The following is an 11,542-nucleotide window of genomic DNA, read 5'->3' on the forward strand; positions in this document are numbered from 1 at the left end:
ACGCAAGGAGCGATATTTATGGAAAAGGGCTTTACCATCACCTATGAATACGGGGACAACCTGTATGTGAACCCCACCAACCGGTGCAACTTCAACTGCGCGTTCTGCCTGCGGCACAACCAGGGTTCCGGCGGCAGCATCTACACCCATAACCTGTGGCTAAAGCGGGAGCCCACGAAGGAGGAGATCCTTTCCTCCATCGAGAGCCACGACCTCTCCCAATACAAGCAGCTGGTGTTCGTGGGCTTCGGTGAGCCTACCTACCGGTTCGATGACATCTGCTGGGTCATCGACCAGATGAAGGCCCACGGCACCAAGATCTTCACCCGGATGGACACCAACGGCACCGGTTCCCTCATCAACGGCCGGGACATCGCCCCGGAGTTCGCGGGCCGGTTCGATATGGTGTCTGTCTCCCTGAACACCGACACGGCGGAGAAGTACAACGCCCTGTGCCACCCCCAGCAGGAAAACGCCTACCAGGCCATGAAGGACTTCACGAGAGAGGTCCTCAAGTATGTGCCCACCGTGATGATGACCGTGGTGGACACCATCCCGAAAGAGGAGATCGAGAACTGCCGGAAGATCTGCGAGGAGGAGATCGGCGCCACCTACCGGGTGCGGGAGTACATTGCGGACTGACAAATGCAGATATGAAGAGACGCCCGCAGGGGCGTCTCTTTTTCCTGAGCTTATGTATGGAATACCACGGACTTCACGATGATGCTGACGCCGCCCAGGAGGAAGAGGACGATGGCGCCCTTTTGGAGCTTTTCCTCTTCCAGCCGGGGCCCCAGCCACGCCGCCAGGCCCATGGCCAGCACCGCCGCGGGAACAGACGCCAGGGCGAACAGCAGCACCGGGCCGGTGAACAGGTCGGTGACTAGATAAGTCACTACCCGCACCGCATTCTCCCCAAAGAAGAGAAAGCACATGCTCCCCTTGAACTCGCTGTAATCTCTGGCTGTTCGCTGGAGGTAGGCCACGATGAACATGTTGATGCCGAAGAGGCCCGCGCACACGCCGGAGAACGCGGACACCGCCAGCCGCAGCCAGGGCCGGTCCTTCCGGTCCGGCTTCACCGGCCGCAGGGAGCGGGTGGCCATCTCCAGCCCTAAAAGCACCACGACGACGCCCAGCACGGTTTTGATGACCCAGGGCATGGAAAAGCGCAGCAGCAGCGTGCCGGGGATCACGCCGCAGAAGTTGGCCGCCAGCAACGGCAGGATCTTCCGCCACTGGAAGCTGTGCCGGTTTTTCCAGGTGATCCAGGCGTTCACCGGGCAGTCCAGCAGCAGCGTACCCGGGGTGATGACCACATTGTCCAGGCCCATGGACAAAATCGGCGCGGAGATCAGGGGGTTGCCGAAGCCGATCAGCCCTTTGACCAGATAGGCCAGCAGCTGCGCGGCAAAGATAAACAGTGCGGTTGAAAGCGTCATTGTATGTTCCCTCCCAGATTTTCACCCCTCATTATATACCACATTTTCAGCGGAAAGGAAACGGCATTCTGCCTCCGGCGGAAAAAATGGACTCCCTGTTCCAGGTTTGTGTCGGTAGAGGCATCCCCGGCAAATCGATAAACGATTTGCCGGGGAATTCCAATAAGTGCAGATTTAAATATAAAGATACCATATCGTCATGATTGCAAAATCCGCAAACATATGGATAACCCATGAATGATAGATATTTTCATTTTTGCTATCTACATAGTCAAAAAGCAGCCCGCCAATCGCCAATCCTATTAAAGCCAAAAGCAACATCAACGGCGGAAATGACATTCCAATCATTGCAATATGATAAACTGCAAACATGCCTGAACTGAATATATATGCTATTTTTCGGGCTGTGTATTTGGATAATCTGATAAATGCAACGAAACGAAAGAAAAATTCCTCCAGAAAGGAATTGCAAAAGGAAATATAGAGAGCCACCCCAATAAAGCTGCCGCTGTTGACTTTTTGATCCGCTGAAAGCGACTGAACCAACGACGCATAGTCGAAGAAGTTTTTTGTCAAAGTATACGCACCCAGAATCACCGCATAGATAAAAGAGCCCAGCACAAATAATTTCATCATGCCCCTCTTGTCGATTTTAAAGAATTCATCCAGTAATTTTGTATGGGTTATTTTTGCATATACCAATGGCAATAATAAAAATACCGCGACTTTAAGCGCGGATTTGACAATATATGCCGGTTCAATGATTGTTTCAATGAGTGCCATAAAAACACAACATATTATAACAAGAACAATAATACCCGACGCTTTTTCTTTATTCATAGCCATCAGTATTATCTGCCTCCCAAATATAAATCTGCTGCTTTTATATTGCCTATGTCTCATTTTTACCATTATAGAATAGAAAAAAGTTTTGCGCAAGGCAGCAGGTGAATTCGCCGGGGTTGTGCGCTATCATTCCACTATCTAGAGCCGGAGCCCAGCAGGCGGTTTTGCTTGCATTTCCCGGGAAAAAGGCGTATGATAAGAGGCGAGAAAATGGGGAGCCCGCTGGCGCGGGCTGAGAGGAGGCCAGCCAGGTCTTGACCCTTTACCTGATGTGGATCATGCCAACGTAGGGAAATCATGAGGCGCACAGCCGCGGACGACCGTTCTTGGTATGTCCGCGGTTTTTTTGACAGAGAGGATGGAGTGATATGAAGATCGACCCCAAGCGGCTGCGGCTGTATGCCGTGACGGACCGGGCCTGGACTCATGACGCGGAGGGCCTGCTCCGTCAGGTGGCGGCAGCCGTCGACGGCGGGGCGGGCATCGTCCAGCTGCGGGAAAAGCACATGGGACAGGCGGATTTCCTGGCGGAGGCGGAGCGGTTCGTGGCCCTGTGCCGGGAAAAGGGCGCTGTCAGCATCATCAACGACAATGTGGAGATCGCCGCCCAGACCGGGGCGGACGGCGTTCATGTGGGCCAGGAGGATCTGGAGGCGGGCCGGACTAGGGAGCTGCTGGGGCCGGACAAGCTGATCGGCGTTTCCGCCCACTCCGTGGAAGAGGCCCTGGCCGCCCAGGCGGCGGGGGCGGACTACCTGGGCGTGGGCGCGGCTTTCGTCACCGGCACCAAGACGGACGCCAAGCCCATCTCCCGGGAGACCATCCGGGCCATCACGGCGGCGGTGGACATCCCGGTGGTGGCCATCGGCGGCATCAGCCATGACAATATTCTGGAGTTGAAGAACTGCGGCCTGGACGGCGTGGCGGTGGTCTCCGCCCTGTTCGCCCAAGCCGACGTGAAGGCGGCGGCGGAGGAGCTGCTGCGGCTCTCGGAGGAGATCGCCCGATGAACATCCGGGGCGCCATCTTTGACCTGGACGGGACCCTGACGGACTCCATGTACATCTGGCAGAAGGCCCCGGTGGATCTGATGCGCCGGTACGGCGGTGACCCGCCGGAGGATCTGGCCCGGGACCTGAAGGAGATGGGCCGCCGGGAGGCGGCGGAGTACCTGCGAAGCCGCTTCTCCCTCTCCACCACGCCGGAGGAGCTGATGGACACCCTCAACGATCTGGTGACGGAGGAGTACCGGTCCCGGGTGCCCTTGAAGCCCGGGGCGGACCGGCTGCTGGCCCGGCTGGCGGATTCCGGCATCTCCTGCTGCATCGCCACCGCCAGCGAGGCGTTCCAGGCCCGCTCCGCCATGGAACGGCTGGGACTGTGGCCGCACTTCCGCTTCGCCGTCAGCTGTGTCCAGTACGGCGGCAAGACCCGGCCGGACATCTATCTGGAGGCCGCCCGCCGTCTGGGGACCGCTCCGGCGGAGACGGTGGTGTTTGAGGATGCCCTTCACGCTGCCAGGACCGCCCACGAGGCAGGCTTCCGGGTCTGCGGCGTCTGGGACGCCTCTGCCGAAGAGGATCAGGCCGCGCTGAAAGCCCTGGCGGATTGGTACGTGCGGGACCTGGGCGACTGGGTCCCGTAAGGGACGGGGAACCGCGGCCAGCGGGCCGCTTCCAGCGGCGGATCGGGGGCACCACCTTCCGCCGCTTGATAAAACTTCAATGCAAAGAAGCATCAGGAAAGGAAGCATCGATATGAAGACAGCATTGACGATCGCTGGGACCGATCCCAGCGGAGGCGCCGGTATCCAGGCAGATATCAAGACCATGACCGCCAACGGCGTGTTCGCCACCTGTGCGGTGACGGCTCTGGTGGCCCAGAACACTACCGGCGTCAAGAGCATCGTGGAGTGTACGCCGGACTTTCTGGCGGAGGAGCTGGACTGCGTGTTCACAGATATCTTCCCCGACGCGGTGAAGACCGGCATGGTCTCCAGCATTCCGCTGATCCGGGTGATCGCGGCCAAGCTGAAGGAGTATGGGGCCAAAAATCTGGTGGTGGACCCGGTGATGGTGGCCACCTCCGGGGACCGGCTCATCACGGAGGACGCGGTCTCCGCCCTGAAGGAGCTCCTGCTGCCCCTGGCCACGGTACTGACCCCCAACATCCCTGAGGCGGAGATCCTCTCCGGCATGACGATCCGCAGCGCCGCAGACATGGAGGCGGCGGCCCGGGCCATCAGCGAGCAGTACGGCTGCGCCGTGCTGTGCAAGGGCGGCCACCAGATCAACGACGCCGATGACCTGCTGTGGCGCTGCGGCAGCGGCAAGTGGTTCCACGGAAAGCGGATCAACAACCCCAACACCCACGGCACCGGCTGCACCCTGTCTAGCGCCATCGCCTCCAATCTGGCGAAGGGCTTTGACCTGGACACGGCGGTGGAGCGGGCCAAGGCTTACATCTCCGGCGCTCTGGGGGCCATGCTGGACTTGGGACGCGGTTCCGGCCCCATGAATCACATGTTCGACCTGAAGAGCATCTACTGTACGGAAAAGGCAGATTGACCAGTTTGCAGACAACAGGGGGACAGCGGTTTTATCCGCTGTCCTCCTGTTGTTTTTGCGCAGAAAAACGGCGGTTCCGATGGCGGGATCTATTTGGAATCACCAGACTGAACAAAATGATTTCAGGTATTTTTAAGGTTTAAAACGAGCTAAATATACTGCAAAAATAATAAAAACAAAATTTTTTAAAGTATTTTTTCAGGTTGATTTTAGCTTTCCATGATACCTTTGGACCAGAACCCTTCCCGGAGGGGGAGGTACGGAAAGGATTGGCACGGTATGAGCGAAAAAGGACTGGAGCGGGAGACGGAAGGAATCTCCGTGGGGGAGCGGGAGCCCGTCGTAGCAGATTCCTCTCCCAAAGGGGGCCGTCTCCGCAGCAGCTGGAAAAAGCTGTGGAAGGGGCGGAAACGAAAGGCGCTGGCGCTGCTTCTGGTGGTGGCCATTGCAGGCGGCGTGGTGATCTGGAGGGGCCGCGGACAGACGGCCTCCGCTGCGACGACGTATCAGGAGGCGGCGGTGGAGCGCCGCTCTATCACTAATTCCCTCTCCTCCAGCGGCACGCTGGAGCCAGCGGACTCCTACACCGTCAATACGCTGGTCTCCGGCGAGATCCTCAGCGATACCTTTGAAAAGGGCGACCAGGTGGAGGAGGGCCAGCTGCTCTATACTATTGATTCCTCCAACGCGGCCAGCAGCCAGACCCAGGCGCAGAACAGCTACTCCCAGGCCCAGACCTCCTATGAGCAGGCGGTGAAGGCCAAGTATCCCCAGGCGGACCTGAGCGGCACCGTCAGCGAGGTGTATGTGAACGAGGGGGACAGCGTCAGCGCAGGCACACAGCTTCTGAAGATCGTGGCGGATGAGAACATCTACATCGACTTCTACTTCACCTACGCGGACAGCGGCGACTTCTACATCGGCCAGACCGCCACGGTCTTTATCGACGGCTTTGCCGGGACCCTCACCGGAACGGTTGCCGCGGTGTCCAGTTCCTCCGCGGCGGTCTCCACCGGCGTACCCCTGACTACCGTCCGGGTACGGCTCGCCAACCCGGGCCTTGTGACATCCGACTACACCGCCAGCGCCGTCATCGGCAGCTACTCCAGCTACGGCCAGGCGTCCATCAAGGTGGGGGCCAGCAGCGTCATCACGGCAGAGGCGTCCGGCAAAGTTGCAGGTTTCAACTGGCTGGTGGGCGATACCATCTCCAGCGGCGACCGGATCTGCACCATCACCGGTGACAGCGTGGACAACCAGATTGAAAGCGCCCGCATCAGTGTCAGCAACGCCTCCACCAGCCTGGAAAATGCCCGGGACAATCTGGAGGACTACTCCGTCACTGCGCCCATCTCCGGCACCGTGGTCACCAAGAACGCCAAGGCGGGGGACAACATTGAGGGCGGCTCCGGCAGCACCCTCTGCGTCATCTATGACCTGAGTTATCTGGAGATGACCATGTCCATCGACGAGTTGGACATCAGCTCTGTGGAGGTGGGCCAGGAGGTCCGGATCACCGCCGATGCCGTGGAGGGGAAGACCTACACCGGCGTGGTGACGGAGGTGTCCGTGGCGGGCACCACCTCCGGCGGCATCACCACGTACCCCGTCACCGTCCGCATCGACGAGACCGACGGCCTGCTGCCTGGGATGAATGTGGACGCGGAGATCGTGATCTCCTCGGCGGATGACGTGCTGGCCATCCCAAGCGCCGCCGTGAGCCGCGGGGACATGGTGCTGGTCACCGCGAATTCTCCCAGTGCTGTGAATGCCCTGGACCAGGAGGCCCCGGAGGGCTACGTCTACGTGCCGGTGGAAACCGGCGTCAGCGACAACAGCTACATTGAGGTCCTCTCCGGCCTCCAGGAGGGGGACACAGTGGCCTATCTCCAGGCGGCTGGCTCCGCCAGCTCCGGCGATATGACGTTCGTCATGCCGAGCGGGGCCATGTCCTCCATACCGATGGGCGACATGCCCAGCGGGATGCCCTCCGGCGGCGGAATGCCCAGCGGCGGGCCGGGAGGCTTCTGATGGGCACTTTGATCGAATTTCGGGAGGTCTGCAAGTATTACCAGATGGGCGACACCACTGTGAAGGCGGCGGACCACATCTCCTTCCAGATCCGGAAGGGGGAGTTCGTGGCCATCGTGGGCCAGTCCGGCTCCGGCAAGTCCACCTGTATGAACATCATCGGCTGCCTGGACGTGCCCACCTCCGGCACGTACCTGCTGGACGGCAGGGATGTGGGTCAGATGGATAAGGACCAGCTGGCCGCCATCCGGAACAAGATGCTGGGCTTCATCTTCCAGCAGTACAACCTGCTGCCCAAGCTGACGCTCCAGGAGAACGTGGAGGTGCCGCTGATGTACGCCGGCATCCCCAAGCCGGAGCGGCACGAGCGATCCCGGATCGCGCTGGAGATGGTGGGTCTTGGCGACAAGCTGCGCAATAAGCCCAGCCAGCTCTCCGGCGGCCAGCAGCAGCGGGCGTCCATTGCCCGGGCTCTGGCAGGGGACCCGGCGGTGATCCTGGCCGACGAGCCCACCGGCGCCCTGGACTCCCACACCGGGCGGGAGGTGCTGACCATGCTGCAGCAGCTCCATGCCGCGGGCAACACGGTGGTGCTCATCACCCACGACAACTCCATCGCTGTCCAGGCCCAGCGGATCATCCGGCTGGAGGACGGCCACGTGATCTACGACGGCGATGCCGGTGCGCCTGAGGCGGTAGTGACGCCCAACCTTGCCGGAAGGGGGATGGCGGGATGAGCTTGATCGAGACCTTCCAGATGGCGGTGCAGAATATTCTCAGCAGCAAGATGCGGACCTTCCTCACTATGCTGGGCATCATCATCGGCGTGTGCGCGGTCATCGTCATCGTGGGCCTGGGCAACGGGATGCAGGGCTATATTGAGGACAGCTTTGCCGACATGGGCACCGACTCTCTGACAGTGATGGTGATGGGCCGCGGCTCCTCCCGCAGCGTGTCGGAGGGCGAGATGTACCAGCTGGTGGCGGACAACAGCGATGTGTTCAAGCAGATCTCCCCCACGGTCACCATGAGCGGCTCGGTGAAGATCGGCAGCAGCACTCTTTCCGCCACCTCCGTCACCGGCGTCAGCGAGGATTACTTCTCCATGAAGGGGTATGAGGTCGCCCAGGGCCGGGGGCTCCAGTACACGGACATGACCGGCCGGAAAAAGGTCTGCATCGTCGGGCAGTATCTGAATCAGGTCTATTACGGCGGGAATGCCGTGGGTCAGACGCTGCGGATCAATGGCAACTCGTTTACCATCGTAGGTGTTATGGGAATGGAGGGCACAGAGCTGGAAGAGGGCGGCACGGACGACTGCGTGTTCCTCCCCTACTCCACCGCCGCCCGCCTCAGCTTCACCGGCACCATCTCCAGTTACACCATCACTGTCCAGGACACGGACCAGATCTCCCAGGCCAAAACCACCCTGGAGAACGCCCTCTATGAGATTTTTGAGGACGACGATGCCTATACCGTGGGCAGCATGGCGGAGATGGTGGAGGAGATGAACTCCATGGTGAACATGGTGATCTACATTCTGGCGGGCATCGCTGCCATCTCTCTGGTGGTGGGCGGCATCGGCATCATGAACATCATGCTGGTGTCGGTTACGGAGCGGACCAGAGAGATCGGCATCCGCAAGGCGCTTGGGGCCCGGGAGGGCGCCATCATGCGCCAGTTCGTCATCGAGGCGGCTACCACCTCCTCTCTGGGCGGCGTACTGGGGATCGCCCTGGGCTTCGGCCTATCCGCGGCGGCCACGGTGGTCATCGCCAATGTCATGCCGGACACCCCCATCACCGTCAGCCCCAGCATTGCGGCGATCCTGGTGGCCTTCGGTGTCTCCGCGGGCATCGGCATCGCCTTCGGATACCTCCCCGCCAAAAAGGCCGCGGTGCTGAACCCCATCGATGCGCTGCGGTATGATTGAGACGCCATCCGCATCCGCCCTTCCCGGCGGCGGGTCCCCATCCGGGGACCCGCCGCCGTTTTTCTTGTCAGTCGGGCCCGGCCGTGGTACAATGGCCGCGAAACAACCGGTCTTCCGGCCGGAGAGAGGTTCTGCGAAAAGAGGAGACTGCCATGAGGGAGATCAGAAAGAAGCGTGCGGTGGCTGTGGAAGTCCGCCGGGAGAGGAAGTGGTTGATGCAGTAAAAAGGAAACAGGAGGAGACATCATGAATCAGACCATCCGCGGCATGGGGCTTCCGGACCCCGACGCGGTTTTTCCAAACGAATACGGCACATCCTGCTATATCAAAAATGTGGTGACGGCCCCGAACATCCAGATCGGGGATTACACCTACTACGACGATCCGGTGGACCCTGCGGGGTTTGAACAGAACAACGTCCTGTTCAACTATCCGGAGTTCGGGGACCGGCTCATTATCGGCAAGTTCTGCTCCATCGCCGCCGGGACCCAGTTCATCATGGGCCCGGCCAACCACCGGACCAGCAGCGTCAGCACCTACCCCTTCCAGGTGTTCGGCGGGGCATGGGCTGACCAAGCGCCGCCTCACCTGGGCCAGTTGCCCCGAAAGGGGGACATCATGGTGGGCAACGACGTGTGGATCGGCCGGGAGAGCGTGATCCTGCCGGGGGTCCACATCGGCGACGGCGCCATCATTGCGGCCCGCTCCGTAGTGGCGAAGGATGTGCCCGCCTATACCGTGGCGGGCGGCAATCCGGTCCGCGTGCTGAAGCAGCGGTTCCCAGAGGATCTGGTCCAGTTGCTCCTGGCATGGCGGTGGTGGGACCTGCCCCCGGCGGAGTTGGCGGAGGCCGTGCCGCTGCTGTGCGACCCGGATCTGGACGCGGTGCGGACGGACCTGCGCCGTCGCCTGGGAATGGCGGAGTGAGTGGCTGTATGCAAAAAAGTCCCGGCCCTTTTTAGGGCCGGGACTTCTGCTTTTTTATGAAGCGCCGTCTTTCTTGGGCTCGATCAGATAAGACGGCAGGCTCCGCTGGCAGCCGTTTTTCTCATAAAACGCTTCCGCCCCGGCTGGGCGCCGAAATACAGCAGCGTGGGGGTATGGGCCGCAGCCAGCCGCAGCAGCCGGCTTCCGATGCCCTGCCGCTGATATGCCGGCAACACCAGCAGCTCCGTGATGGTGCCGAAAAAGCAGCCGTCTGTGAGGACTCGCAGGCAGCCCGCCAGCTGGCCGCCGTCCCAGGCAGTGAAGTTCATCGTTTTTGACAGCGCGGCGCGGGTCTGCTCCAGATTGTACGCTCCCGGCCAGACCTGCTGGACAAAGTCGAGGAAGGTCTCTCCGGAAAGGCTCCGGTCGTCCACACGATACTCCATGGCAGCATCCTCCAATCCCGTCACGCCTCCGCCATCTCCCGCATCAGGGCGATCTCCCGGGCATAGCCGGGCAGGTCGTTGGGGGTCTCCAGACAGAAGGGAAGATCCTTCAGCGCCGGGTGGCGGACGATCCGCCCCAGCGCCTCCAGACCGATGGTCCCCTCCCCCAGACAGGCGTGGCGGTCCTTGCGGCTGCCGGGGGGATTCTTGCTGTCGTTCAAATGAATCGCCTTCAGCCGCCAGAGGCCGATGATGCTGTCAAATTCTGTCAGCACGCCGTCCAGGTCGTGGACGATGTCGTATCCTCCGTCGGACACGTGGCAGGTGTCCAGGCAGACGCCCACCTTGCCGGAGAGCTCCACCCGGTCCAGAATGGCCCGCAGCTCCTCAAAACGGCCGCCTACTTCGCTGCCCTTGCCTGCCATGGTCTCCAGCAGAACGGTGGTGGCCTGATCGGGCCGCAGGATGGCGTTGAGTCCGTCGGCAATGAGAGCGATGCCGGTCTCGCTTCCCTGCCCCACATGGCTGCCGGGATGGAAGTTGTAATACTGTCCTGGCACATGCTCCAGCCTAGCCAGGTCGTCCGCCATGGTCTCCCGGGCGAATATCCGGTTCTTCTCCTCCGCGCCGCAGAGGTTCAAAGTATAGGGAGCGTGGGCGACAATGGGGCCAAAGCCGTGCCGGGCCAGCAGGTCCCGCAGGGCTGCAGCGTCCGCCGGGTCCAGGTCCTTGGCCCGGCTGCCCCTGGGATTGCGGGTGAAAAATTGAAAGGTGTTGGCCCCCAGCTCCAGCGCCTGGCGGCCCATGGCCGCAAAGCCCTTGGAGGAGGACAGATGGCAGCCGATATACAGCATGGCCGCGCCTCCTTCTCTCGGTCTGTACTGCTCTGCATCCGCCGGAAGGCGGAAGGAGATTATATTTTATCATACCACATGGACACTGCCTATGCACGGGCAAAAGCAACAAAAAGCGGGGTCTGCCGGCCGAAACCGGTGACCCCGCTGAGACACTGCCGGACGCTGGTAAAGCGGCGGCCCCGTCCGGCGGGGGCCTTATATGTTTCGGGAGAGCGGATCGGCTTCATCGTCTGTGATGAAAAGTTCCTCCGCCTTCTGCTGCGCATCGATCAGCCGGGCCTGGAGCCGGCGCAGGGATTCCTCCGCATCGGTGATGGCGTTGAAGAGCAACAGATATTCCTTGGAGACCTTCTGCATTTGGTATTCATCCTTTCTAAACCGCCACAAGATCTGGGGACTGCCCTTATCATACACAAAGGCCGGGCGAAATTCTGTCTGAATCTGTCGAGATACCCAAGGTTTTGCAAAAAATTCAAAAACCAACACAAAATAG

13 protein-coding genes are annotated in these 11,542 nt (G+C 60.6%); 8 read left to right on the forward strand and 5 right to left on the reverse strand.

Going from position 1 to position 11,542, the window contains the following annotated elements:
• Positions 1 to 18: 18 nt before the first annotated feature.
• A complete protein-coding gene (locus tag EIO64_RS10760; RefSeq protein WP_119310376.1) occupies positions 19 to 642 on the forward strand; it encodes a TatD family nuclease-associated radical SAM protein in 624 nt (207 codons plus the stop codon).
• Positions 643 to 692: 50 nt separating this feature from the next.
• Here the strand turns inward: EIO64_RS10760 and EIO64_RS10765 are convergent, their stop codons facing one another.
• Positions 693 to 1,442: a sulfite exporter TauE/SafE family protein gene (locus tag EIO64_RS10765; protein WP_119310377.1), complete on the reverse strand. Its 750-nt coding sequence runs from the start codon at positions 1,440 to 1,442 to the stop codon at positions 693 to 695.
• Between the two features lie 174 nt (positions 1,443 to 1,616).
• A complete protein-coding gene (locus EIO64_RS10770) occupies positions 1,617 to 2,288 on the reverse strand; it encodes a CPBP family intramembrane glutamic endopeptidase (protein ID WP_051365607.1) in 672 nt (223 codons plus the stop codon).
• 368 nt (positions 2,289 to 2,656) lie between these two features.
• Between EIO64_RS10770 and thiE the strand changes: the two genes are divergently transcribed.
• The 7 genes from thiE (at position 2,657) to EIO64_RS10805 (ending at position 9,746) form a co-directional block, all read left to right on the forward strand.
• Positions 2,657 to 3,298, forward strand: a complete 642-nt coding sequence (gene thiE, locus EIO64_RS10775) for a thiamine phosphate synthase (protein WP_025544587.1) — start codon at positions 2,657 to 2,659, stop codon at positions 3,296 to 3,298.
• Positions 3,295 to 3,933 carry an HAD family hydrolase gene (locus EIO64_RS10780; RefSeq protein WP_025544588.1) on the forward strand — a complete coding sequence of 213 codons (639 nt, stop codon included), beginning with the start codon at positions 3,295 to 3,297 and terminating at the stop codon, positions 3,931 to 3,933. The genes thiE and EIO64_RS10780 overlap by 4 nt, the downstream gene beginning before the upstream one ends.
• A gap of 112 nt (positions 3,934 to 4,045) precedes the next feature.
• Complete coding sequence (thiD, locus tag EIO64_RS10785) at positions 4,046 to 4,855, forward strand: bifunctional hydroxymethylpyrimidine kinase/phosphomethylpyrimidine kinase (protein ID WP_025544589.1); 810 nt, start codon at positions 4,046 to 4,048, stop codon at positions 4,853 to 4,855.
• A 279-nt stretch (positions 4,856 to 5,134) separates the two neighbouring features.
• The gene (locus EIO64_RS10790; protein ID WP_025544590.1) at positions 5,135 to 6,886 is read left to right on the forward strand and encodes an RND family efflux transporter; all 1,752 of its coding nucleotides are present in this window, start codon (positions 5,135 to 5,137) and stop codon (positions 6,884 to 6,886) included.
• Positions 6,886 to 7,623, forward strand: coding sequence for an ABC transporter ATP-binding protein (locus tag EIO64_RS10795; protein ID WP_021751028.1), 738 nt, complete (start codon positions 6,886 to 6,888; stop codon positions 7,621 to 7,623). The genes EIO64_RS10790 and EIO64_RS10795 overlap by 1 nt, the downstream gene beginning before the upstream one ends.
• Complete coding sequence (locus tag EIO64_RS10800; RefSeq protein WP_136891332.1) at positions 7,620 to 8,819, forward strand: ABC transporter permease; 1,200 nt, start codon at positions 7,620 to 7,622, stop codon at positions 8,817 to 8,819. Before EIO64_RS10795 ends, EIO64_RS10800 begins: the two co-directional genes overlap by 4 nt.
• Before the next feature lie 267 nt (positions 8,820 to 9,086).
• A complete protein-coding gene (locus EIO64_RS10805; RefSeq protein ID WP_119311865.1) occupies positions 9,087 to 9,746 on the forward strand; it encodes a CatB-related O-acetyltransferase in 660 nt (219 codons plus the stop codon).
• Positions 9,747 to 9,829: 83 nt separating this feature from the next.
• On the opposite strand, the gene EIO64_RS10810 is transcribed toward EIO64_RS10805, so the two are convergent.
• The 3 genes from EIO64_RS10810 to EIO64_RS10820 all read right to left on the reverse strand — a co-directional run bounded on the left by EIO64_RS10810 (position 9,830) and on the right by EIO64_RS10820 (position 11,406).
• Positions 9,830 to 10,216, reverse strand: a complete 387-nt coding sequence (locus EIO64_RS10810) for a GNAT family N-acetyltransferase (protein ID WP_346730040.1) — start codon at positions 10,214 to 10,216, stop codon at positions 9,830 to 9,832.
• On the reverse strand, positions 10,213 to 11,046 hold the full coding sequence (locus EIO64_RS10815; protein WP_136891333.1) for a deoxyribonuclease IV: 834 nt from the start codon (positions 11,044 to 11,046) through the stop codon (positions 10,213 to 10,215). The genes EIO64_RS10810 and EIO64_RS10815 overlap by 4 nt, the downstream gene beginning before the upstream one ends.
• A 198-nt stretch (positions 11,047 to 11,244) precedes the next feature.
• Positions 11,245 to 11,406, reverse strand: coding sequence for a hypothetical protein (locus tag EIO64_RS10820; protein WP_156909670.1), 162 nt, complete (start codon positions 11,404 to 11,406; stop codon positions 11,245 to 11,247).
• Positions 11,407 to 11,542 lie beyond the last annotated feature (136 nt).

It is taken from the genome of Dysosmobacter welbionis, from assembly GCF_005121165.3.
In the GTDB taxonomy this organism is placed as follows: Bacteria; Bacillota; Clostridia; order Oscillospirales; family Oscillospiraceae; genus Oscillibacter; species Oscillibacter welbionis.